Genomic DNA, 23738 nt, shown 5'->3' on the forward strand with positions numbered 1-23738 from the left:
CTACCCCTTCATCAATGTCGCGGTGGCCATACAGGCGATACCTTCGCGCCGTCCGGTAAATCCAAGCTGCTCGGATGTGGTGGCCTTCACGCTGACGCGATCCAAGGAAATATTCAACAAATTCGATAACTTCTCGCGCATAGCTAATGCGTGAGGGCCGATCTTGGGCTCCTCGCAAATCAATGTGCAATCCACATGCGAAATCTTGAACCCCATATCCGCGGCCATATCGCGCGCATGCTCCAAGAACACATGGCTGGCCATGCCCTTCCATTGCGGGTCGCTGGGTGGAAAATGCTGACCGATGTCCCCCTGCGCCAAGGCGCCGTAAATCGCATCGGTGATTGTGTGCAAGCCGACATCCGCATCCGAATGCCCTTGCAAACCGCGCGAATGAGGCACTTCAATGCCGCACAGAACGACATGGGTGCCCTCGCCAAAACGATGCACGTCAAAACCGTTGCCAACCCGTATATCCACGGCGCTCTCCATATAGTTTTCAGCCCGAGCGAAGTCTTCAGGCGTGGTGATTTTCATGTTGCGCTCGGCACCGGTCACAATTGAGACGGATAGCCCAGCCGCACGTGCGATCTCGACGTCATCTGCCGCGCCGCCGCCATGCGCATGATGTGCCGCTAGAATTTTTGGCAGATGAAAGCCTTGCGGAGTTTGCGCGCGGTACAGTCCTTCGCGGTCTTGCGTACCCGCAACCAAGCCGTCCTCCCCGCGCCACAAGGCGTCTGTGACCTGCAAAGCAGGGGCGGCCCCCTCAGCATGGCTCAGCTCTTTTAGAACTGCATCAATGACCTGCGAGCTGACCAAGGGGCGCGCGCCATCATGGATCAAAACAACGTCAAAACGCCCTTCAATGGCCTTCAATCCGTTTAATACAGATTTGTCGCGACTATCCCCTCCGAAGACGCGCTGTACGCCAAGGGGCAGGGCGGCGTCACGGGTGTCTTGCGGCACCACCAGCACGACCTCATCGACCGCGCTGTGGGATGTGAAGGCTTCACAGGTCCAATCAATCACCCGCCGCCCAGCAAGTGGCTGCCATTGCTTGGCAATTTCGCCACCCGCGCGGGTGCCACGACCAGCTGCAACGATGACGGCAGCAACAGAGAGACGGTTTGAATTCATGCAATTGGTCTAAGATGTGCTTGCGCAGAGGACAATGCCCCCAATCGATGCGCCTAAAATTTAGGCAAACGCCAAAAAAGCGTCGTCGCGCCATAAAAATCCCACTGATTCAATTGCCACGGCCAACCGCAGCGCGCTAATTTGACCAAAAGCGCACAAGGATTAATCACTTGGCCATTCTTCTGGCAAACCACACCATAGACCCTCCGGTTCTTCTTGCCCCATTGGCTGGCATCACAGACCTGCCTTTTCGCAACTTGGTGTCAAGTTTCGGCGCGGGCTTGGTGGTGTCTGAAATGGTAGCCAGCCAAGAAATGGTGCAAGCCAAACCCGGTGTCCGAGAGAAAGCTGAACTGGGCATAGAGGTCGCAAACACCTCTGTGCAGCTTGCGGGGCGTGAAGCCCATTGGATGGCCGAGGCCGCACGGGTGGTCGCGGCGAATGGCGCACGGGTGATCGATATAAACATGGGCTGCCCCGCCAAGAAAGTTACCAACGGGTATTCCGGCTCTGCGTTGCTGAAGGACTTGGATCACGCATTGACCTTGATCGAAGCGGTGGTGGCGGCTGTCGACATCCCCGTGACGTTGAAAACTCGTTTGGGCTGGGATGACGACCTGTTGAATGCGCCGACATTGGCCAAACGCGCCGAGGACGCCGGCATCCAGATGATCACCATTCATGGCCGAACCCGCTGTCAGTTCTACAAAGGGCAGGCCGATTGGGCCGCTATTCGTGCCGTGAGAAACGCGGTCACTATTCCGGTGGTGGCCAATGGCGACATTGTCGACGCCGCCACCGCACGCAGCGCCCTCAACGACTCTGGCGCAGATGGTGTCATGATCGGGCGGGGCGCCCAAGGGAAGCCTTGGATATTGGCGCAAGTCGCACATGAGCTGCATGGCTCCGAAAAACCGGTCCAACCCAAAGGGAAGGCGTTCAGCAATATGGTCGCGACGCATTATGAAGACATGCTGGATTTCTACGGCTCCGATCTGGGGCCGCGCGTGTCACGCAAGCATCTGGGATGGTACATGGACACGGCGCATACGCCTTCTGCCTTGCGGCGCGAAATTCTAACCGAAAGATCACCGGCGAAGGTGCTTTCGCGCCTTCCCGAGGCACTGGAAGAAAGGGATGCGGCATGACGGCCAGCTTCTTTGATACGCTGTGGAATTCCCTACCGGTGCCTAGCTTCGTTATTGATGCGCAAAGCAACATCGTAGAGATCAATTCCGCCGGCGAGAACTTTATGAACGCTTCGGCCAAGTCTTTGCGCGGAGCACCCGTTTGGGACAAGCTGCACGTCAATGCGGCACTCGATGACGCAGTGACACGCGTGCGGCGCGACAGCTCGGCGCTATTTGTAAACACCGTAGATGTCGGGTCAGGCGAAAGGCCACCCGTTCAATGCAACGTGCAGCTGACCGCAATGGTAGATCGCCCCGGATATATCCTGATCCTGCTGGAGCCGCGTGAAATCGCCCATAAAATGGGCCGCGACATGCAATCGAAAACCGCTGCGAAATCTGCCATTGGCATGGCCGAAATGCTGGCCCATGAGATTAAGAACCCTCTCGCGGGCATCACTGGTGCGGCGCAATTGCTGAGCATGGGGCTATCAGGCGATGACATCGAGCTGACCGATTTGATAGTCGAGGAATCCCGCCGCGTGGTCAAACTGCTGGAGCAGGTCGAGCAATTCGGCAACCTTCGCCCGCCTCAACGCAAGGCCGTCAATATCCACGATGCCCTTGATCGCGCACAAAAAAGTGCGGCCGTAGGCTTTGCGGCCCAGATGAAGATCAAGGAATACTACGACCCGTCACTGCCCCCTGCATTTGCCGATGCAGATCAGTTGCTACAGGTCTTCTTGAACCTGCTCAAGAACGCATCAGAAGCCGCAGACCGGTCCGGCGGATCCATTGAAATCCGAACCTTCTATGAGATGTCGCTGCGCGTAGAGCGCCCCGATGGCACGCGGGTGGCCGTCCCGCTGCAAGTGGAAATCATCGACGATGGCCCAGGTTTGCCGCCAGAACTCGCCAGCGAGGTATTCGAGCCCTTCGTCTCAGGCCGCGAGAATGGAACCGGTCTGGGGCTCGCGCTCGTTTCCAAAATTATTTCCGAACACGATGGCTGGATATCAGTGACCTCCTCTCCGGGGCGCACTGTATTTCGTATATCCTTGCCAATTGCCCCGAAAGATATGCCCAAATGATATTCCCGAAAGTGAGAAATTAAGCCATGGACGGTACCGTACTCGTCGCAGATGACGACCGCACAATTCGAACAGTTTTGACGCAAGCCTTGACGCGGGCGGGCTGTAAGGTTCACGCCACGTCTTCGCTGACAACGCTGATGCGTTGGGTTGGTGAAGGCAAGGGTGATTTGGTGATTTCCGATGTGATGATGCCTGACGGAAATGGCTTGGAAATGCTGCCTGCCATTCGCGAACAGCGCCCCTCGTTGCCGGTCATTATCATCTCGGCGCAAAACACCATTATGACGGCCATTCAAGCCACCGAGGCCGACGCCTACGACTATCTGCCCAAACCGTTTGACCTACCCGATCTAATGAAGCGCTCCGCGAGGGCATTGGGCCGCAAGCGCGTCGTCGCCAGATCGCGCCCAGAGGACGATACGGACCAAGACGGGGGCGATCTGCCACTGGTCGGGCGCACACCGCTGATGCAAGAGTTGTACCGCTTGGTGGCCCGCGTGATGAACACCGATCTCTCCGTCATGATCACGGGCGAAAGCGGCACCGGAAAAAGCTTGATCGCCAGCGCAATTCACGACTTCTCTGACCGGCGAAACCTGCCGTTTGTCACCGCGACACCCGCCGATTTATCGGCCATGGAGGGGCCTGCAACCATGCTCAGCCGTGCGCGCGGCGGGGCGATCTTGTTTGATGAGGTCTCTGATCTGGACGATGCGGCGCAGGCGCGGATCGTGCGGATGCTTGATAGTCTAACCGATGATGCGCCACGCATTCTGGCAACGTCACAGCAGGATCTGATGGCGAAGATGGAGGCAGGGGAGTTTCGTCAGGATCTGTTCTACCGCCTTTGTGGCGTCACCGTGAATGTCCCGTCACTGCGCGAACGGGTGGAAGACATCCCGCTTCTGACCCAGCACTTCCTTGGCAAGGCCGAACGCGACGGCGCACCTGCGCGACAATTCACCAAAGAAGCCATGGAGATGGTGCGCGCCTATAGCTGGCCCGGGAATGTGCGGCAGCTGGAGAACTCTGTGCGCCGTTTGATCGTGACCGCGACGGAAGAAGAAATCGGGCGAAGTGACGTCGAAATGGTGCTGGGGAACCAGCCCGAGATTGAACCCCTTATGGGCGGCGGGGATACGGACAAACTGTCGTCAAGCATTGCGTTGCATTTACGCCGATACTTTGATTTGCACGGCGGCGTTTTGCCCCCTCCAGGGCTGTATCAACGCATTTTGCGTGAAATGGAGCTGCCATTATTGGAGATTGCGCTAGAAGCAACAGGGGGAAATCAGGCTAAATGTGCTGATTTACTTGGGATCAATCGCAATACCTTGAGAAAAAAGGTGACAGACCTCGATATTCGCGTGACACGCCGCCGTAAGTTGATGTAAAACCGCAACAGTCACCGTGACGATTGAGCCGCATGGACGGTTTAACGATCACATCAACAAGACGTGGCAAGGCGGTAAGAAAGCAGATGAAAACCCAAAAAGGGACCCGTAGTCGATCGACGACTTGGGACAGGCTGAATCGGTTGCGCAAGCAACGCAGGGTGCAGAATTTCGCGACCCTCGGGCTCGTGGTGCTGGGGCCGGTGCTGGCTGTTTTGACCTATTTAGGATTGGGTCCGTTTGAGTTGGACCCTTCATCCAGCGGCATTCGTCTGATTATCCTTGCCGATTTGATCTATATTCTCGTCGTCGCCTCGCTGGTGGCACAGAAGGTCGGAAAGATCGTCGCGTCGCGTCGGGCCAACTCGGCGGGGTCACAGCTACACCTGCGCCTGACCGGAGTTTTCGCCATCGTGGCGTTGATTCCTACGGTATTGGTTGCGGTCTTTGCTGTTGTAACGTTGAATTTCGGGCTGGAAGGCTGGTTTTCCGATCGCGTGCGCAATGTGGTCGGCACCTCGCTCTCGGCCGCGCAAGCCTATGAGAAGGAACAGCAAGACGATCTAAGCGAAGACGCATTGCGACTGGCAGGCTACATGAACATCGCCAAGCAAGCCACGAATTTCATTTCAGATTCCGACTTGAGGCAAGTGTTGACGCAAGCTCAGGATCAAGTGCAACGCGGCCTGAAGGAAGCCTTTATCGTCAACGGCGGCGGGGATCTATTGGCGCGGGGAAACAGATCCTATCGCTTCGATTTTGAACCTGTCCCCGAAGTGGCGTTTAAAACTGCTCAGAACAATCAACCGGTGGTGATCGAAGATTGGTCCAACAATGAATTCCGCGCCTTATTGCGCCTAACGGCCTACGCCGACCGCTACCTGTATATCAGCCGCACCGTCGATGGCGAAATCCTAAGTCTTCTGGATCAAACCCAAGAAACCGTGCGCCTCTACGAGCAGTTGGAGAATGATCGCGGGCGACTGCTGTTTGAGTTTGGCCTGATCTACCTCGGCTTTGCGCTCATTCTGATCCTCGCTGCGATTTGGCTGGGGCTTTGGTTCGCTGAACGTCTGGCGCGCCCTGTGGGGCAGCTGGCCAGCGCCGCGCAACGTGTCGGGGCAGGGGATTTGGATGTGCAAGTTGTGGAAGCCAAAAGCGAAGATGAGATCGCGCTTCTGGGACGGCTGTTCAACCAGATGACCCGCGAGCTAAAGGTCCAGCGCGAAACCCTTTTGTCCAACACCGACCAGATTGAGCGCCGCCGCCGCCTGTTCGACTCGGTCCTGTCATCTGTGACTGCGGGTGTCATCGGGCTGGATTCCAACCATGGGGTCACCTTCATGAACCGCTCTGCGTTGAGTTTGCTGGATATTTCGGAGGATGCGGACATCTCGCGGCCCCTGTCCGAGATTGTTCCGGAGTTCGGCGCGCTCCCGACCCAGTTAAACGACACTGGCACGAAAGCCGTGCAAGAAGAGATCAAAATCACCCGCCGCGGGCATCTGGAAAACCTGTTGGTGCGCATCGCTACCAGAACCTCGCAAGACGGCGACCTCGAAGGCTATGTGTTGGCCTTCGACGATGTCTCCGAACTGGTCAGCGCGCAAAAAATGGCGGCATGGGGGGATGTGGCGCGCCGTATCGCCCATGAAATCAAGAACCCGCTCACACCGATACAACTCTCCGCCGAACGTCTAAAGCGCAAATTCACGCCGCTCGCAGGCGACCAGCTGGACAGCCTAGAGCAGTACACCGATGTCATTATCCGCCAGACCAATGACTTGCGTCGCATCGTTGACGAATTCTCCAAGTTTGCGCGCATGCCGGAACCGGAGCTGCGCGAGATCGACCTGATGAAGCTGATCAGCGATGCAGTCTTGCTGCAGCAATCAGGTCAGCCGGACGTCAAGATCACCTTGAACAGCGACCGAGACACCATTGTAGCTGATCTGGACCAAACCATGATCGGCCAAGCCATGACCAACCTGATTAAGAACGCAGGCGAAGCCATCGAAAGCCTGTATGAAAAAGGCGCTTATGACGGTCACTCACCACAGGTGAAGGTCGACATTGTGACTGCGGATAAGGATGTGACCATCTGCATTTCAGACAATGGAATAGGTCTTCCCGAAGACCGCACACGGCTGTTTGAGCCATATGTAACAACCCGCGCGAAGGGCACCGGACTTGGTCTGCCCATCGTGAAGAAGATTATCGAAGAGCATGGGGGCAGCCTTGTGCTGCGCGACGCCGATGCCTTCGACGAAACCGGCCATTTGGGCGCAAAGGCAGTCATAAAACTGCCACGCCTGACGGCTGCCAAACGCAGGAACGTGGCCTAAAGGGCCGCAAACAGGAGCAGAAATATGGGCGATATTCTGATCGTAGACGACGAACGAGACATCCGAGAGTTGATTTCGGACATTTTGAAGGACGAAGGGTTCACCACACGGCTGGCCGGCACCTCTGATGCCTGCATGGCAGAAATCAACGCGGAACCACCGGCGTTGATGATTTTGGACATCTGGCTGAAAGACAGCTCGATGGATGGCATCGACATCCTCAAACAGGTCAAGCGCGACAACCCAGATGTGCCGGTGGTGATCATCTCCGGTCACGGCAACATCGAGATTGCGGTCGCCGCGATCAAACAGGGGGCTTACGACTTCATCGAGAAGCCGTTCAATATTGATCAGCTGATGGTGGTGATCACCCGCGCCATGGAAACCTCACGCCTGCGTCGCGAGAACAACCAACTTAAGCGCGGCGAGGCCGTTGTCTCGGAAACCATCGGCGAAAGCTCGGCGTTCAAGGCTTTGCAAGCCCAGTTGGACAAGGTTACCGGCTCCAATGGTCGCGTCATGCTGACCGGTGGAGCAGGGGCCGGCAAAGACGTCGCAGCCCATTACATCCACACGAATTCCAACCGCGCCAATGCCCCTTTCGTTACCATCAATTGCGCATCCATAGAGCCCGAGCGTATGGAAGAGCTGCTGTTCGGCCGCGAAAGCAAGGAACGCGGCATTGAACCCGGACTGCTAGAGCAAGCTCACGGCGGCATCGTGTTCTTTGACGAAGTCGCGGATATGCCCCTTGGCACCCAGTCGAAGATCTTGCGCGTTTTGGTTGAGCAGCAGTTTCAGCGGGTGGGGGGTAAAGACAAGGTGCGCGTTGACCTGCGGGTGATTTCCTCCACCAATCGCGACTTGGATCAAGCCATCGCCGCGGGCACGTTCCGCGAGGAACTATACCACCGCCTGAATGTGGTCCCAATTGCAGTACCAAGCTTGGAAGATCGCCGCGAAGACATACCAACCTTGGCAAACCACTTCATTGAGACGTTTAACAGCTCCCAAGGACTGCCCCTGCGAAAGCTGGCAGATGATGCGATCACCTTGCTGCAAACGATGCAGTGGCCAGGCAACATTCGCCAGTTAAAGAACGTCATTGAGCGCGTGTTGATCCTTGGCCCCGACAAGGGCGACATTGAAGCAAAAGAGCTGCCACAATCCGAAGGTGCCGTTGAAAGCGAAAGCGGTGTCACCATTGGCGGCAATCTGGCAACCTTGCCCCTGCGCGAGGCCCGTGAGCTGTTCGAACGTGAATATCTTATGACCCAGATCAACCGCTTTGGCGGGAACATCTCTCGCACGGCGGCCTTTGTCGGAATGGAGCGCAGCGCGCTGCACCGCAAGCTGAAATCGCTGGGCGTGGTGACATCGAACAAGGCCGGCGCCCGCATCGCGCAGGTTCAAGAAGACGACATGGCCGAAAGCACCTCCGACTAGTGGTTTTCCCAGCGATCCCCCCAAGCCGTCTAGGCTTGGGGGGATACGCGCATAACAATTGACCCGCCAGCGCCCATCTGGCATGCCTGAGCATTCCAAACACCGGGGATCATTCGATGAAAGTCATCATCTGTGGGGCAGGGCAAGTCGGTTGGCAAATCGCCCGCCACCTGTCGAGCGAGAAAAACGACGTCACCGTTGTGGACAACAATCCTGAACTTGTCGCCCGCGCCACCGAGACACTGGATGTGCAAGGTATCACCGGATTTGCCAGCTATCCTGATGTGCTGGATCGTGCTGGTGCCAGAGACGCAGATATGATCATCGCGGCGACCTATTCGGACGAGGTCAACATGGTCACCTGTCAGGTGGCACATTCGGCCTTTTCCGTACCGCGTAAAATTGCCCGACTGCGATCACAAAGCTATCTAACCGCGATCTACTCTGATTTGTATCGTCGCGATCACATGCCCATTGATGTGGTGATCAGCCCCGAAAAAGAGGTGGCAGAAGCCGCGTTGCAGCGCCTCGCCGCCCCCGCAGCCTTCGACACCGAAAATTTCCTTGCGGGGCAGGTACAACTCTTGGGCATTCAGCTTGAGGAAGACTGTCCGGTCCTGAACACCCCGCTGCGCCAGCTGACCGAGCTGTTTTCCACTCTGCGCGCTGTGGTCGTTGGGGTGCGCCGCGAAGGAAATCTGTTTGCCCCTGACCCTGGGGATCAGCTGTTCTCCGGAGACCAGATATACCTATCCACCCACCGCGAAGACGTTCCACGCGCGATGGAGATTTTCGGAAAAACCCAATCCAAGCAAGAACGCGTCGTGATCATTGGCGGCGGAAACGTCGGGCTGGCCGTGGCCCAAGCGCTTGAAAAACGGACCGAACGCATTCGCGCCAAGGTGATCGAAAAGGACCGCCCCATTGCGGAGCGTGCCGCCAATGAGTTGGAGCGCACAATCGTGCTGCATGGCGACGGGCTGAGCGCCGATATCCTGAACGAGGCCAATATCAAACGCGCCGACGCCGTGCTTTGCGTGACAGATGATGACAAAACCAACCTTCTTGCGGCGGTGCGTGCCAAGGCCGAAGGCTGCCCGATGACAATCGCGCTGGTGAATGATCCCACCTTGGTTCCCCTGATGGAGCCGCTAGACGTAGACGCCTATATCAACCCACGAGCAACCACCGTGTCGTCGATCTTGCGCCATATCCGGCATGGCCGCGTGCGCCAGATTTACTCCATCGGGGACGCCGAGGCAGAGGTGATAGAGGCTCAGGTCTTGTCGACCTCGCCAATCTCGGGGCAACCCATCCGCGACATCAGCTTTCCCGAAGGTGTCTTGGTCGGGGCGATCCAGAAGGGCAACAAAGTCGTGCGCCCTGTCGGCGGGACCCGCGTTGACGAGGGCGACACCATCGTGATCTTCGCCCTTGCGGCAGATGTTCCGGAAGTAGAGCGCCTGTTGCAGGTTTCGGTCGACTTTTTCTAGCTATGGCCCAGCGATCCAAAGCAACGACCATTCCTGTGCTGCTTCAGCTGCCCCTGTTTGTGCAGCTTATGGCCACGGGATCGGTTGCGATGTTGCTGCCCGCGATCCATGCCTTCGCCTTGGATCAGCATCGGGTTGCGCAACCGTTTTTCTACGGGGCAGTGCTATTCGGGTTTTTGACCGCTTTGATTGGTTTGGGGACGTTTCGTCAGCCCGTGCGCAATGTGCCGCGCAGCCAGCTATTGACCTTGGTTGCAGCCTTTTTGGCCCTACCGGTCATGCTGGCGGTGCCACTGCATGAGGCGCGGCCCTCCATGTCGTTCTTCAATGCTTACTTTGAGATGGTCTCCAGCATCACAACAACGGGGGCGTCGATCTTTGACACGCCGCATCTGATACCGGATCCGATCCACCTGTGGCGCGGGATTGTCGGTTGGATGGGGGGCTTTTTGGTGATCGTCTCGGCGGTGGCCATTCTGGCACCGATGACGCTTGGCGGCTTTGAAGTGTTGCGCCCAACACCCTCTAGCGGTGGCCTGCCGGGATCTGGTGCCCAGCTGGCGCGCGCCACCGAGCCCAACAAACGCGTGGCCCGTTTCACCGCGCAAGTGCTTCCGGTTTACGTTTCCCTCACCTTGATCATCTGGTTGCTGCAAGTCATCAGCGGAACCGGCAGTTTCAACGGGGTGATGATCGCAATGGCCACCATGTCCACCAGCGGTATCTTGCCCTTGAGAACTTTGGCCGAGCTGGGCATGTCCGTACCCGCAGAGATCGCCATCTTTGTTTTCCTGTTCATCGCCGTGACGCGTCAGGTCACTTGGTTGCCCTTTGACAAACACTATTCCTCCAGCCTGCGCAACGACCCCGAGATGCGGGTGGCTCTTTGCTTTGTTGTTCTTGTGCCCTTGGCCTTGTGGTTCCGTCATTTTATCGGCGCGATTGAGGTGAATGAGGAAAGCGACGTCCTGTCCGCGGTGCGCGCCCTTTGGGGGGCAGTCTTCACCGTGTTGTCCTTCCTTTCCACCACCGGCTTTGTATCTGGGGATTGGGAAACCGCGCGGGATTGGTCGGCGCTGCCCACGCCCGGATTGGTGCTGGCGGGGCTGGCAATCTTGGGAGGGGGCGTCGCGACCACCGCGGGCGGGGTCAAATTGCTCCGCTTCTACGCGCTCTATAAACACGGGGTCCGAGAGATGGAGAAACTGGTTCACCCGTCCTCCATCGGCAGCGGTGGGCGCCTTGGGCGTGGAATGCGCCGAGAGGGCGCCTTCATCGCGTGGATTTTCTTCATGCTATTTGCGCTCTCTATCGCGGGTGTGGTTGTCGCTTTAGCCTTCACCGGATTGGGCTTTGAGGAATCAGTGATTTTTGCCTTGTCGGGCCTGTCGACCACGGGGCCGCTGATCTATGTGGCTTTGGACGAAAGCGCCAGTTACGCAAGCCTGTCAACCGGTTCGAAATCGATCCTGATTTGGGCTATGGTATTGGGGCGAATGGAAACTTTGGCCATCATCGCTTTGTTCAACCCTGACTTCTGGCGTCGCTAACTCACCCAACGTCACCCGCGCCCCCCTGTGACTTTTTGCCAGTTTTAAGGCGAAATTCAGGGCTGGACGCCCAATAAAAGCCACGACATACTGCAATTTCATCACGGACAGGTGTCGGCTCGGCTGACGCTCGCACAACTAGCGCAATAAAAAAGGCAATAAAAAATGGCCGCTGATAAGCAAAACCTACAAGACGCATTCCTCAACAACGTTCGCAAGACTAAGATTCCGGTGACGATCTTCCTGATCAACGGAGTGAAATTGCAAGGCGTGATCACTTGGTTCGACAACTTCTGCGTGCTGCTTCGCCGCGATGGTCAGTCCCAATTGGTCTATAAACACGCGATTTCAACGATCATGCCATCGCAACCGATCAACCTCTACGACGGTGAAGATAATTCTTGAGACCGAAGAGGCCGGCCTGACCCGCGCATGGGTCGTCCATCCTGACATCAAAGACATAAAGGCGCGCAGGCTCCCGAGCTTCGCGCTTTCGGAAGCCGTTTCGCTGGCGGATGCTTTGCCCGGACTGGAGGTCGCGGGGTCTGAAGTCGTCCCCTTGCCAAAGGTGAAAGCGGGCACATTGTTCGGCACCGGCAAAATCGCCGAGCTGAAAACCCGTCTGCACGATGCAAAAGTCGAGCTGGTATTGATCGACGGCCCCGTCACGCCGGTGCAGCAACGCAATCTTGAGAAGGAATGGGGCGTCAAAATTCTTGACCGCACCGGCCTCATCTTGGAGATTTTCTCGGACCGCGCGGCAACCCGCGAGGGCGTCCTTCAAGTAGAACTTGCGGCCTTGTCCTACCAGCGCACGCGCCTTGTTCGCGCATGGACACACCTAGAGCGTCAACGCGGCGGCCTTGGATTTGTGGGCGGGCCAGGTGAGACACAGATCGAGGCCGATCGCCGTGCCATTGATGAAGCCATCGTTCGCATCCGTCGGCAGCTCGAAAAGACGGTAAAGACCCGCGAGTTGCACCGCGCGGCCCGCGCCAAAGTGCCTTATCCTGTCGTGGCTTTGGTCGGATACACCAACGCCGGTAAATCGACTTTGTTCAACAGGCTAACCGGCGCCGAAGTCTTGGTGAAAGACATGCTGTTTGCCACGCTCGACCCGACGATGCGGTCGGTAGAGTTGCCCGACGGGTTGGAAATCATCATGTCGGACACGGTTGGCTTCATCTCTGATCTTCCGACGCAACTTGTGGCCGCCTTCCGCGCGACACTGGAAGAAGTGCTGAGCGCTGATCTGATCCTGCATGTGCGCGACATCTCGCATCCCGAATCCGAAGGCCAAGCCCGCGACGTCCGCGCGATCATGGCCGATCTTGGGGTAGATAAAGATGTGCCCGTGTTGGAGGTCTGGAACAAATCAGACCAGCTGAAGCCAGAGCCTCTGGAAACCGCCACCAACAAAGTCGACCGTGACGACGCCTTGTTCTTGACCTCGGCAGTTACTGGGGCAGGGATCGACGCGCTGTTGGATGCGGTATCGGGTCTCTTGCGCGCGGGCTCTACCACCGAAGTGATCGATCTGGGTTTCGCAGACGGCAAAGCCCGCGCTTGGTTGTTCGGCCAAGAAGTCGTCGACGCAGAAGAGCAAACCGAGACCGGATTCAAGCTGACCGTCACGTGGAAGCCGACGCAAAAGGGCCAGTTTGAGAAGCTGTGACGACGACCTGCGTCATTCATCTCGCCTTGCAAGATGCCTCTATTCGCCCGACGGCACCAGCGTGATTGTCCCCACGGAGCCTGCACGCGCCAACTCAGGGTCAAGCGACATCGGTACATATTCCCCGCGCCGCCACAGCACACCCAAATCATCGTAATGCCGTGACAGCGGGTGGCCCGACTGCCCCGTTGCCATCACGAACAACGAGCTATCAGGGTCGCCAAAATCATACACCCCACGGTAGCCCGCCGCATGAACGTTCTGAAACGGGTCCGGACCACTGCCGGACGTGCGCCCGCGCAGCAAGGTATTATCGCCACCAGAGGTGGATTGGCGAATGTTCACAAAGATCGACAAGAAGGGTATTTTCCCCAGCACTTGGTGATCGTGGGTCGCCTCATGCGCATCCCCCCAACGCCAGCTTTCAATCGCCGCGCCGTATTTGTCGCTCAGCCAGACCAAGGCATCGTCCAACGCCAAACGTGAGATGTCGGTGCAGGTCTCGACCGGCGCAGATTGCAAAACATCGCACCACACGCCCGCATTGTCTGCGTTTCGGAAAACCCGCTCGATAAACAAAGGCTCCACATGGGTGAACTCGCTTTCCAGCGGCCCGATTTCATCGCGGATAAGGCGTGACTGCAACGCGCGCAGCCATGCAGAATAGATCAAGGGTTCAGGCAGATGTTCGGACATCTCGCCATTCCACTGCGCCATCAGCTCCAACGCTTTTTGGCGGCGACGCTCGGGCGTGCCATCGGGGGCGGCCTCTCCGGTAAACCACAGATCCCCAGCAATCAACGGAAGCAAGGAGCGCGCGGTGAATGACACCGTATCAAGCTGAGCGTCAATGAAACTGTCGCGCGTATGAACCTGCCGCCCCAACATCAACCGACGCCAGCGCTGCACCCGCTGCGTATCGCCATAGGTATAGCTGACGTGATCGGGGAAGGGGCGTTCAACAACCTTGTTGTTTGTATTGCCCAAGATGCCACCGCTAGGGCGCGTGAACTGCGGGTTGGAGGCATAGGGCATCACACCCAGCCAGCGATTTTGCGCCAACCAACCCGGCGAGGGAATACGCCCGCGCGATTGATGCGCCGGATTGCGACGGGGCACATGGCCAATGGTTTTAAACGCGATGCCGTCTTGATCCACAATGGTCAGGTTCTGCGCGGGGGCCACATAGCCCTCACCGGCTGCGATGACGTCCTCTGCGGTGCTGGACTGCATGATCCGCAACGCCGCCTGAATGGAGGTGTCTTGATCCGTCAGCATCGTCCAGCTTAGCGCCGCCTCATGCCCCAAGGGGGTGATTGTGCCAAGATTGTAATGTGTATCGGGCAAGATCGGGCCATTGTCAGACCAGCGCATGTTGATGGTTTCGGATGGGGCGTCCTTTACCAAGATGATCGATTGCGCGGTCCTGAAACGTTTGTAGCCGTCAGCTGTGAGGTATTCGTCTGGGTTCTCGGGGTTCAATTTCTCGATCAGGAGATCTTGGTCATCCACATAGGCCGATGTCAGCCCCCAACCAACCTTGTCAGAGCGCCCGCTTAACACAACCGGCATGCCAGGAATGGTTCCGCCGATCACCCCACCCGACGCCAGATCCAGCCGAGCCAGATACCAAATTGACGGGGCCGACAGCCCCAAATGCGGGTCATTGGCCAGCAAGGTTCCCCCTGCAGCCGACCGCTCTGGCGCGGCCGCAAAGGCGTTAGAGGCGCCAGCCAATTCGCGCTCGGGGAAGGGCGATAGGAAGTTGCCTGTGTCACTGGTGGTATTCGCGGCATAGCGCGGGAGCCCAAGCCCGTGCATCAGGCCCGCGTAGTCCAGCGCCGCAATCCCTTGACCCGGATTGTCGGGCAGAAGGTCACGCACCCGTTCGGGCTGCAGCACCAAGGAGGCCCGCGCGCGTACGACTTCTTCCTCCAGATGGCCCGATAGCTGCAACGCCATGATCTTGATAATGGCGATGCTATCGGCGGGCTGCCATGGGGCAATCTGTGGGGAGAACACGAAGAATTCCGGTGCGCCGCGTCCAAGGGCCTCTTGGTTGACCGTGCGAAGCCACGCATTCACCCCCGCAGAATAGCTCTCTAAGGCGGCCAATGTATCCGCATCCTGCGCCTCGACCGAGCGTTGCGCCAAACCGTAGACATCCAACCTGCGGATCAGTTTATCAACGTTCAACGTGCGTTCGCCAAACAGCTCGCTCAACCGCCCCTGAGCGGTGCGGCGCAGCATGGTCATCTGCCACAGGCGGTCCTGCGCATGGGCAAACCCAAGTCCGTAATAAACGTCTTCATCGCGGTCAGCAAAGATATGCGGCACGCCGGAGTTATTGCGAATGATCTCGACCTGCCCATGAAGGCCCGGCACGGTGTAATCCGCGTCATAATCGACCAACGACCGTGACGCGAGGTAATACACCCCCGCCAACGCCAGCCCCGAAAGCAGCGCAAGCAGCATGAAAAGCCGCAACGACCATTTGAAAACCAGACCCATCGACCCTCCGGAATTTGCGCCCTACTATTGACGCTTCAGCCCCTGTCGTTACATCGGTTGGCAGGCATAATCAAACAGATGAAACAGGGACTTCACAGAATGGCAAAAGTTAGTTTTCTTGGACTGGGCGTAATGGGGTATCCGATGGCCGGACATCTTGCCAAAGCGGGCCATGACGTCACCGTTTACAACCGCACCACCGCCAAGGCCGAAAAATGGGTGGCAGAGCAGGGCGGCCGTTTCGCCGTCACCCCGCGCGAAGCCGCACAGGGGGCTGATTTCGTGATGGCCTGTGTCGGGAACGACGATGACTTGCGCTCGGTCTGTTTGGGGGAGGATGGCGCATTTGCAGGCATGGACGCTGGCACTATCTTTGTCGATCACACCACCGTATCCGCCAAGGTCACCCGTGAACTCTATGCCGATGCCGACAACAAGCAAATCTGTTTTGTTGATGCGCCGGTCTCCGGAGGCCAAGCGGGGGCCGAAAATGGCCAACTCGGGGTTATGTGCGGTGGCGATCAGGGCGCCTATGACCGCGCCGAGCCGATCATCAACGTCTACGCCAAAGCCTGCAAACGCATGGGCGACAACGGGGCGGGCCAATTGACCAAGATGGTCAACCAGATTTGCATCGCAGGCGTGGTGCAGGGCCTGTCCGAGGCGCTTCACTTCGCCGACAAAGCCGGACTGGACGGCAAGGCAGTGGTCGAGGTTATCTCCCAAGGGGCCGCTGGATCATGGCAGATGTCCAACCGCTATGAAACCATGGTGGACAATGAATTCGACCACGGGTTTGCCGTAGACTGGATGCGCAAGGATTTGGGCATTTGCCTTGATACGGCCGACGAGAATGGCGCGTCCTTGCCGCTGACCGCCTTGGTGGATCAATTCTACAAGGACGTCCAAAAAATGGGCGGTGGTCGTTGGGACACCTCATCCCTGATCCAACGTCTACGGGCGCTGGATCACGCCTGAACCTGCCCCCAAAAGCCCTGTTGAAGCGCCGCGATCTAAATCTGCGCTTCAATTAACCTTAGGATAAGACGCAAGCCTCATAGTTGGTGCTCTATGAGGTGTCGTATTGTGCTTAGATCAATCACGCTATGTGGTCTTTTATTCTGTGTGTTCAGCACGGGCCCAGCGGCCTCCGCGCCCGAGGCCCAGTGCAAACATGAAATCATGCAGGACGGTGTTTGTGTTTACAGGCTGGCCGCCGACGCGAGTTTGAACGCCCCAAAGGGCGCTTTGCCACGCGCTGGCTCAATCACCCCAAAAAGCCACAGTTTTTCAATGCAGGGGGGCAATATGATTGCGCTGAAGATACTGTTGGGATCTCTGATACTCATCATCCTGTGGCGACTTACGCGTCGCAGTGATCTGCGGCATAGCTGCAGGATTCCGGTGCAGGTCATGTGCCTAAATCAATGCAAATTGACCCATATGGCCGATTTGGGGCGTCAGGGCTGCAAAATCGATGTCATCACTATCGGCGAACCCGGAATGCACGTCGAGCTGACCTTTTGCGGCATCTCCGTCCCCGCCGAAATCATATGGCGGAATTCGCAGTTTGCAGGGCTGGAATTCGAAAGACGTCTGAGCGTGCAAATGCTAAAGAATGCTCTTGCGTTTGAAGATCACGCTACACTGCACAAGCGCATCTAGGGGCAAAGACCCCGATGTGAGGCCGCCATAGCTGACTGGGCTATGACGGCAGCTTTGTTACGGAATGATACGGTTGTATTTATTGCCTTCAATCTGCGCACCAGCGATCAAACCGGACTGACCAAAGACAACTGCAATGACAGGTGTCAGCGCCGTAGTGGTATCAACACCTAGGTTTCCAGCGTCATTTGCCACTGCAAAGCGCGCATCTGCGCCCAATGTCCAGCCTGGGGACCTGCGAAAATCTGACAATGCCTGTTCGGTCATGAAGAACAATGCGTGCGAATATTGCTGCGCGCCGATCTGGAAGCCGAAGCTTGCAGCGGTTGTTGAATAGTAATCAACGGTGACATCGTTCACCCGCAAAGCACCACGCCCATAGGATCCGCCAACACCGAAGCCCGCCTCTGAAACCAGTGGCATCATCAAAATGCCAACCGCCTTATTCGACAGATCGGTCGTTCCACCGACGTTATTATACATAAAATCCAATGCGCTATCCACACGCGCGTCGATCTTGCCGCCGCCTTGTGAATTGACGCCATTGCCGCATGCCGCAAGCAAAGTCGCGCTACCAGAGGTCGCAAGAAAATTGCGCCGAGAAAGAATGCTCATGAGTTCCGCCTATATATAATTTACTGCCGTTGGCCTCTGAAATCGGGCCTTGTGGATAAAATACGGCATGATCCGCACCTTGTCACGCGAATTGAGCACGGCACGGCGGTAGATTGCCGAAAGTTTGATCAGCCTTTTTCAGCGTAAACTTGCAAAATGGCGGCATAGGCGTCGGGTGGGGCTAAGGAAAACACCCCTGCATTCCCCGCATCAAATGCCGTGCGCCATGTCGTGTATCCCTCACGAAAGCCCTCGGGGGATGACACGCCATCCAACACCAACTCCGCCGTATTGTCCGAGTTGAACGCGGTCTCGGCAATTGGCGCGTGCTCGACTTGCGGCCAATCCAGTTTGCGAGCTTCCTCGCTCGGGGTCATCGACACCGATAGCACCGCGCAATTGGACGGATCCGCGCCCAAGTCACCGGCCGTATCAATACAGCCGATGGTCACGATCAGTTGCGGATGATCTTCAGTCTCAGCAAAGCTCCAGACTTGTCCTGCCGCAAAGATCATGCGCCCAGCAACTTTGCGACCCTTGGTGCGAAATAGGTCAGGATTCCATCGCAGCCCGCGCGCTTGAAGGCCATCAGGCTTTCCATCATCACCTGTTCCTCGTTGATCCAGCCATTGGCACCGGCCCCCATGATCATCGCGTATTCGCCGCTGACCTGATAGGCATAGGTTGGGGCGCCAAACTGGTCTTTGACGCGGCGGCAGATGTCCAGATAGGGCAGGCCGGGTTTGACCATGACCATATCCGCGCCCTCAGACAGATCACGTGCGACCAACCGCAGGGCTTCATCCGAATTGGCGGGATTCATCTGATAGGTTTTCTTGTCGCCAACCAAAGCCCCCGACGCCCCCAGCGCATCGCGGAACGGGCCATAAAAGGCAGAGGCATATTTGGCAGAATAGCTAAGGATTGCGACGTCTTGGAAACCATCGGCCTCCAAGGCGCGGCGCATCGCCCCGATGCGACCATCCATCATGTCAGACGGCCCGATAATATCCGCACCCGCAGCGGCCTGCGCAAGCGTCATTTTGACCAAAGCCTCTACGGTTTCGTCATTCACAATTGTGCCGTCGCGCACAAAGCCGTCGTGCCCATTGGCGTTATAGGGGTCCAATGCGACATCTGTCATAATCGCGATGTCCGGCACCGCGGCTTTGATCGCAGCCGTTGCGCGGTTGGACAGGTTGTCAGGGGACCACGCCAAGGCGCAATCCTCAGTCCGCGAGGCATCATCCGTATATGGAAAAATGCAGATCGCCGGAATCCCCAGATCATGTGCCTCCTTGGCGGCCAATACGGCCCGATCAACCGTCAACCGCATGACCCCCGGCATGGACGGGATGGCGTAGCTGTCGTTTTGCCCTTCCATCACAAAGATCGGCCAGATCAGATCATTCACGCTCAAGGTGTTTTCAGCCGCCAAGCCGCGTAAGGCAGCTGTACGACGCAAACGGCGCAGGCGCGTCATCGGGAAGGGCGCATTTACGGGCGTGATGGACATGAAAATTTGGCCTCCAAAGAGCAACATTTCTCCAGTGGTGGCATGATTGACACCGCGCCTCAAGCCCTTGGCCCAAAATCGCATTGGCCGGTCTTTTCATCGCCTCAATCCCCGACTAGGGTGCAGCCTCACACTGACCCCACCAATGAGGCGCCCAAGCGTGGATATTTACTCAACGGTCTTCGAGCTTATCGACATGCGCTCTTTCTCAAACCTGTGGTTCTGGATCACATTGGCCTATGTTTGGTCTGCCGCGTCGCATTACGTGATTGGTGTGCCCTATGATATGGTCGCACGGGCGACGAAATACGGCGGTCAAGTGGATCAGGACTTGAAGGATTTGGTGCGCAGCAATGCCAACCGGTTTACCTTTATCGCCGATAATTCGGGCATCTGGTTGGTGGGTTTCGGCTTTTTCATCCTGACCGCGCTGGCGCTTTTGGGGTTCTATTACAAGCTGGAGTTCAGTCAGGCGCTGTTCCTGATCTTCGCGCCCTTGTCGCTGGTTTTCGCGCTTTCGGTGCGATGTGCGCGGCGCATCGATCACACTTCCCTTGCAGATATTCGCATGAAGCTGCGGCGGCAACGACTGGCCATCCAAGTCATTGGCATGTTGTCGATCCTTGTGACGTCCATGTGGGGGATGCTTCATAATCTGTCTGTAGGTGTGCTGGGCGGTTGACACCCGCGCCTCATGACATAGGTCATCGGCCATGAATATGATCACAGTTTCCGGTGCCCCCGAAGGGTTTGATGCTCGACTGCTTCTAAAAGAGCTGGAACGCGGCCCCGTTATCCATGTGGCCCGCGATGACAAACGCATGCAAGCGATGCGCACAGCCTTGCGCTTTTTCGCCCCTAACGTCCCCGTGCTGGATTTCCCCGCGTGGGATTGCCTGCCATATGATCGTGTCTCGCCAAATGCGGATGTGGCGGCGGCGCGGATGGCGACATTGGCAGGGCTGGCCAGCGGAATTCCCGGCCCGTTCATTTTGTTGACAACTTTGGCGGCGGCATCCCAATACGTGCCCGCGCGCACTGTGCTCGAAGGGGCGTCCTTCGTCGCGGAAGTCGACCGCCAGATCAACGAAAAGTCCCTGCGCGACTATCTTGTGCGGATGGGCTTCACCCAAAGCCCCACAGTAATGGAGCCCGGAGACTACGCCATTCGGGGGGGGATTATCGACATCTTCCCACCGGGCGAAACCGGCCCGATCCGTCTTGATCTGTTTGGAGATGTTCTGGATGGAATCCGGCGATTTGATCCGGCCAGCCAACGCACCACCGAAAAGCTCAACCGTGTGGAGCTGGCCCCCGTCTCAGAAGTTATTCTGGACGAGGCGGCCATCACAAGGTTCCGGCAAAACTACCGCATAGAATTTGGCGCGGCAGGGACCGACGACCCATTGTACGAAGCCGTGTCTGCAGGCCGAAAGCATCAAGGCATCGAGCATTGGCTGCCGTTCTTTCATCAGTCCTTGGAAACCGTTTTTGACTATCTGCCGGATGCCATAGTTGTGCTGGACGACAAGTCCGAACCCGCCCGCATCTCTCGCTGGGAAGGAATAGCAGACCAATATGACAATCGTGCAGAAGCCCTGAAGTCCAAGGCTCGCGTCGACAGCGTCTATAAACCGGTGCCGCCGCATTTGCTGTATCTCGACAATGACGCGTTTCAATCTACCTTGAAGGGCAAACGCGTCTTGCAATTGGCAAGCCTTCCCCAAGCCACCGGAGCAGGTGTCACCGATGCGGGCGGGCGGATCGGGCGCAACTTCGCCCCCGAGAGACAAGCCGAAGATCGCAACATATTCAACGCACTCGCGGATCATGTTAATGAACTTCGTGACGGGCGATCTGTGATCGTCGCCAGTTTTTCCGAAGGGGCGCGGGAACGGCTCAGCGGCTTACTTGAAGACCAAGACATTCGCGACGCCAAACAGGTGACCTCCTTTAAGGATGTCGGGGAGCAAGGGGTCTATCTGACCGTTTGGGCATTGGAGGAAGGGTTCACCGCCGCGGGTCTTGCGGTGATCTCGGAGCAAGATGTGCTGGGCGACCGCCTGATCCGCCGCGCCAAGAAAGCCAAGCGGGCAGAGAACTTCCTTACCGAAACCCAAGGCTTGTCTTTGGGCGAGCTGATCGTCCATGTCGATCACGGGATTGGCCGCTATATCGGCCTTGAAACCGTTACCGCAGCCGGCGCGCCCCACGAGTGCATTTTGCTGGAGTACTCAGGCGGGGACCGGCTGTATCTTCCGGTTGAAAACGTCGAACTCCTGTCGCGATATGGCCATGAAGAAGGCCTGCTGGACAAATTGGGGGGCGGGGCTTGGCAGGCCAAGAAAGCCCGTCTGAAACAGCGCATCCGTGACATGGCAGACAGGTTGATCCGCATCGCAGCCGAGCGGGAGCTGCGGCGCGCCCCGATTTTGGAAGCTCCGCAGGACATGTGGGAGGCCTTCTGCGCAAGGTTCCCCTATGAAGAAACCGAAGATCAGCTGACGTCCATTGAAGCCGTGATGGATGACCTCGCCAAAGGCCGTCCGATGGACCGATTGGTCTGCGGCGATGTGGGCTTTGGCAAAACCGAGGTCGCGATGCGCGCGGCCTTCATCGCCGCCGCAAGTGGCATGCAGGTGGCTGTGGTCGCACCGACGACGCTTTTGTCGCGTCAGCATACCCAAAGCTTTCAAGAGCGCTTTCGCGGCTTCCCGATCAATGTGCGGCAACTGTCACGCTTTGTAAGCGCGAAGGACGCGAGCGAGACCCGCAAAGGGCTGGCCGATGGAACCATTGACATCGTCGTGGGGACCCATGCGGTATTGTCCAAACAGGTGCATATCAAAAACCTAGGCTTGTTGATTATTGATGAGGAACAACACTTTGGCGTGCAGCACAAAGAGCGCCTCAAGCAGTTGCGCTCTGATATTCACGTGCTGACGCTCTCGGCCACTCCGATCCCGCGCACCTTGCAGTTGTCTTTGTCGGGCGTGCGTGAATTGTCGATCATTGGCACGCCGCCCGTGGACCGATTGGCGATCCGAACCTATGTATCCGAATTCGACACGGTCACTATCCGCGAAGCCCTGTTACGTGAACATTATCGCGGCGGGCAAAGTTTCTATGTGGTGCCACGCGTCTCGGACCTGCCTGATGTTGAAGCATGGTTGAAGGAACATGTGCCGGAGGTGTCCTATCTTGTGGCCAACGGTCAAATGGCACCTGGTGAATTGGACAGCCGCATGAACGCCTTCTACGACGGCAAATATGACGTGCTTCTGGCCACCACAATTGTTGAGTCCGGCATCGACATTCCAACCGCCAACACCATGATCATACACCGCGCCGATATGTTCGGGCTTAGCCAGCTGTATCAAATTCGCGGGCGGGTCGGGCGCTCCAAGACCCGTGCTTATGCATATCTGACGACAAAGCCCCGCCAGAAACTGACCAGCACCGCCGAGAAACGTTTGCGCGTCCTCGGCTCCATCGACAGCCTCGGGGCGGGCTTTAACATCGCCAGCCAAGACCTTGATATCAGGGGCGCAGGCAATGTTCTGGGCGAAGAGCAATCCGGCAATATGCGCGAAGTGGGCTTTGAGCTTTACCAATCCATGCTGGAAGAGGCCGTCGCCAAGATCCGGTCCGGCCAGATGGAAGGCCTGACGGAAACTGACGACCAATGGGCCCCGACGATCAACCTTGGTGTGCCGGTATTGATCCCTGAGGATTATGTCCCCGATTTAGACGTGCGTCTTGGCCTTTATCGCCGCCTGTCGGGTCTGACGACCAAGGTCGAGCTGGAAGGCTTTGCCGCCGAGCTGATCGACCGCTTTGGCAAGCTGCCGCGTGAGGTAAACACATTGATGTTGGTTGTACGCATCAAGGCCATGTGCAAACGCGCAGGGATCGCCAAGCTGAACGCAGGCGAGCGCGGCGCAACAATAGAGTTCCACAACAACAAGTTCGCCAAGCCGGAAGGGTTGGTGGCCTACCTTCAGGATGACCGCAATCTAGCCAAGCTGAAAGACAACAAGGTCGTCGTACGCAGAGACTGGAAGAAAGAGGCCGACAAGATCAAAGGGGCTTTTGCCATTGCCCGTGATCTGGCGGAACATGCAGGCACCTTCAAGAGGGCACAAAAGGCCAAGTAAACTCGGG

The 23738-nt window shown here is 57.4% G+C and carries 18 protein-coding genes; 13 read left to right on the forward strand and 5 right to left on the reverse strand.

The genetic code is table 11. The annotated features are described in order from the left end of the window. Positions 1-1140 (reverse strand): bifunctional 2-C-methyl-D-erythritol 4-phosphate cytidylyltransferase/2-C-methyl-D-erythritol 2,4-cyclodiphosphate synthase, encoded by a 1140-nt coding sequence (locus tag Q0746_RS00920; RefSeq protein ID WP_298256292.1) that lies wholly within the window; start codon positions 1138-1140, stop codon positions 1-3. A gap of 170 nt (positions 1141-1310) precedes the next feature. Between Q0746_RS00920 and dusB the strand changes: the two genes are divergently transcribed. The 9 genes from dusB to hflX all read left to right on the forward strand — a co-directional run bounded on the left by dusB (position 1311) and on the right by hflX (position 13267). Continuing rightward, a complete protein-coding gene (gene dusB / locus Q0746_RS00925) occupies positions 1311-2288 on the forward strand; it encodes a tRNA dihydrouridine synthase DusB (RefSeq protein ID WP_298256294.1) in 978 nt (325 codons plus the stop codon). Beyond that, positions 2285-3361 carry an ATP-binding protein gene (locus Q0746_RS00930; RefSeq protein WP_298256296.1) on the forward strand — a complete coding sequence of 359 codons (1077 nt, stop codon included), beginning with the start codon at positions 2285-2287 and terminating at the stop codon, positions 3359-3361. Before dusB ends, Q0746_RS00930 begins: the two co-directional genes overlap by 4 nt. 26 nt (positions 3362-3387) lie before the next feature. Next, positions 3388-4758 carry a response regulator gene (locus Q0746_RS00935; RefSeq protein ID WP_298256298.1) on the forward strand — a complete coding sequence of 457 codons (1371 nt, stop codon included), beginning with the start codon at positions 3388-3390 and terminating at the stop codon, positions 4756-4758. Positions 4759-4844: 86 nt separating this feature from the next. Then, a complete protein-coding gene (locus tag Q0746_RS00940; protein ID WP_298256300.1) occupies positions 4845-7103 on the forward strand; it encodes a PAS domain-containing sensor histidine kinase in 2259 nt (752 codons plus the stop codon). 24 nt (positions 7104-7127) lie between these two features. Beyond that, the gene (locus tag Q0746_RS00945; protein WP_298256301.1) at positions 7128-8549 is read left to right on the forward strand and encodes a sigma-54 dependent transcriptional regulator; all 1422 of its coding nucleotides are present in this window, start codon (positions 7128-7130) and stop codon (positions 8547-8549) included. A 116-nt stretch (positions 8550-8665) separates the two neighbouring features. Then, the gene (gene trkA / locus Q0746_RS00950) at positions 8666-10042 is read left to right on the forward strand and encodes a Trk system potassium transporter TrkA (RefSeq protein ID WP_298256302.1); all 1377 of its coding nucleotides are present in this window, start codon (positions 8666-8668) and stop codon (positions 10040-10042) included. A 2-nt stretch (positions 10043-10044) separates the two neighbouring features. Beyond that, positions 10045-11592: a potassium transporter TrkG gene (locus tag Q0746_RS00955; protein WP_298256304.1), complete on the forward strand. Its 1548-nt coding sequence runs from the start codon at positions 10045-10047 to the stop codon at positions 11590-11592. A 165-nt stretch (positions 11593-11757) separates the two neighbouring features. Then, positions 11758-11997, forward strand: coding sequence for an RNA chaperone Hfq (hfq, locus tag Q0746_RS00960; protein ID WP_298256306.1), 240 nt, complete (start codon positions 11758-11760; stop codon positions 11995-11997). Then, on the forward strand, positions 11990-13267 hold the full coding sequence (gene hflX, locus Q0746_RS00965) for a GTPase HflX (RefSeq protein WP_298258005.1): 1278 nt from the start codon (positions 11990-11992) through the stop codon (positions 13265-13267). The genes hfq and hflX overlap by 8 nt, the downstream gene beginning before the upstream one ends. Before the next feature lie 39 nt (positions 13268-13306). On the opposite strand, the gene Q0746_RS00970 is transcribed toward hflX, so the two are convergent. After that, a complete protein-coding gene (locus tag Q0746_RS00970) occupies positions 13307-15778 on the reverse strand; it encodes a penicillin acylase family protein (RefSeq protein WP_298256308.1) in 2472 nt (823 codons plus the stop codon). Positions 15779-15877: 99 nt separating this feature from the next. Between Q0746_RS00970 and Q0746_RS00975 the strand changes: the two genes are divergently transcribed. Then, positions 15878-16756: an NAD(P)-dependent oxidoreductase gene (locus Q0746_RS00975; protein ID WP_298256310.1), complete on the forward strand. Its 879-nt coding sequence runs from the start codon at positions 15878-15880 to the stop codon at positions 16754-16756. A 330-nt stretch (positions 16757-17086) separates the two neighbouring features. After that, the gene (locus Q0746_RS00980) at positions 17087-17443 is read left to right on the forward strand and encodes a PilZ domain-containing protein (protein ID WP_298256312.1); all 357 of its coding nucleotides are present in this window, start codon (positions 17087-17089) and stop codon (positions 17441-17443) included. A 57-nt stretch (positions 17444-17500) separates the two neighbouring features. Here the strand turns inward: Q0746_RS00980 and Q0746_RS00985 are convergent, their stop codons facing one another. From Q0746_RS00985 to hemB, 3 genes are all read right to left on the reverse strand, one after another. Further along, on the reverse strand, positions 17501-18058 hold the full coding sequence (locus Q0746_RS00985; RefSeq protein ID WP_298256314.1) for a lipid-binding SYLF domain-containing protein: 558 nt from the start codon (positions 18056-18058) through the stop codon (positions 17501-17503). A gap of 128 nt (positions 18059-18186) precedes the next feature. Continuing rightward, the gene (locus tag Q0746_RS00990) at positions 18187-18573 is read right to left on the reverse strand and encodes a hypothetical protein (RefSeq protein ID WP_298256316.1); all 387 of its coding nucleotides are present in this window, start codon (positions 18571-18573) and stop codon (positions 18187-18189) included. Further along, complete coding sequence (gene hemB / locus Q0746_RS00995; RefSeq protein ID WP_298258007.1) at positions 18570-19568, reverse strand: porphobilinogen synthase; 999 nt, start codon at positions 19566-19568, stop codon at positions 18570-18572. The genes Q0746_RS00990 and hemB overlap by 4 nt, the downstream gene beginning before the upstream one ends. Positions 19569-19734: 166 nt before the next feature. Between hemB and Q0746_RS01000 the strand changes: the two genes are divergently transcribed. Then, the gene (locus tag Q0746_RS01000) at positions 19735-20256 is read left to right on the forward strand and encodes a component of SufBCD complex (protein WP_298256318.1); all 522 of its coding nucleotides are present in this window, start codon (positions 19735-19737) and stop codon (positions 20254-20256) included. A gap of 31 nt (positions 20257-20287) precedes the next feature. Beyond that, positions 20288-23731, forward strand: a complete 3444-nt coding sequence (gene mfd, locus Q0746_RS01005; protein WP_298256320.1) for a transcription-repair coupling factor — start codon at positions 20288-20290, stop codon at positions 23729-23731. The last annotated feature ends 7 nt before the right edge of the window (positions 23732-23738 follow it).

Origin of the sequence: uncultured Litoreibacter sp., assembly GCF_947487515.1 — a bacterium.
Classification (GTDB): Bacteria; Pseudomonadota; Alphaproteobacteria; order Rhodobacterales; family Rhodobacteraceae; genus Litoreibacter.

What these genes read in the sequence shown, in the direction of transcription:
- Q0746_RS00920 (WP_298256292.1), bottom strand. Translation starts at nt 1,140, where the DNA reads ATGAATTCAAACCGTCTCTCTGTTGCTGCCGTCATCGTTGCAGCTGGT.
- Q0746_RS00930 (WP_298256296.1), top strand. Translation starts at nt 2,285, where the DNA reads ATGACGGCCAGCTTCTTTGATACGCTGTGGAATTCCCTACCGGTGCCT.
- Q0746_RS00935 (WP_298256298.1), top strand. Translation starts at nt 3,388, where the DNA reads ATGGACGGTACCGTACTCGTCGCAGATGACGACCGCACAATTCGAACA.
- Q0746_RS00940 (WP_298256300.1), top strand. Translation starts at nt 4,845, where the DNA reads ATGAAAACCCAAAAAGGGACCCGTAGTCGATCGACGACTTGGGACAGG.
- Q0746_RS00945 (WP_298256301.1), top strand. Translation starts at nt 7,128, where the DNA reads ATGGGCGATATTCTGATCGTAGACGACGAACGAGACATCCGAGAGTTG.
- trkA (WP_298256302.1), top strand. Translation starts at nt 8,666, where the DNA reads ATGAAAGTCATCATCTGTGGGGCAGGGCAAGTCGGTTGGCAAATCGCC.
- Q0746_RS00955 (WP_298256304.1), top strand. Translation starts at nt 10,045, where the DNA reads ATGGCCCAGCGATCCAAAGCAACGACCATTCCTGTGCTGCTTCAGCTG.
- hfq (WP_298256306.1), top strand. Translation starts at nt 11,758, where the DNA reads ATGGCCGCTGATAAGCAAAACCTACAAGACGCATTCCTCAACAACGTT.
- Q0746_RS00970 (WP_298256308.1), bottom strand. Translation starts at nt 15,778, where the DNA reads ATGGGTCTGGTTTTCAAATGGTCGTTGCGGCTTTTCATGCTGCTTGCG.
- Q0746_RS00975 (WP_298256310.1), top strand. Translation starts at nt 15,878, where the DNA reads ATGGCAAAAGTTAGTTTTCTTGGACTGGGCGTAATGGGGTATCCGATG.
- Q0746_RS00980 (WP_298256312.1), top strand. Translation starts at nt 17,087, where the DNA reads ATGATTGCGCTGAAGATACTGTTGGGATCTCTGATACTCATCATCCTG.
- Q0746_RS00985 (WP_298256314.1), bottom strand. Translation starts at nt 18,058, where the DNA reads ATGAGCATTCTTTCTCGGCGCAATTTTCTTGCGACCTCTGGTAGCGCG.
- Q0746_RS00990 (WP_298256316.1), bottom strand. Translation starts at nt 18,573, where the DNA reads ATGATCTTTGCGGCAGGACAAGTCTGGAGCTTTGCTGAGACTGAAGAT.
- mfd (WP_298256320.1), top strand. Translation starts at nt 20,288, where the DNA reads ATGAATATGATCACAGTTTCCGGTGCCCCCGAAGGGTTTGATGCTCGA.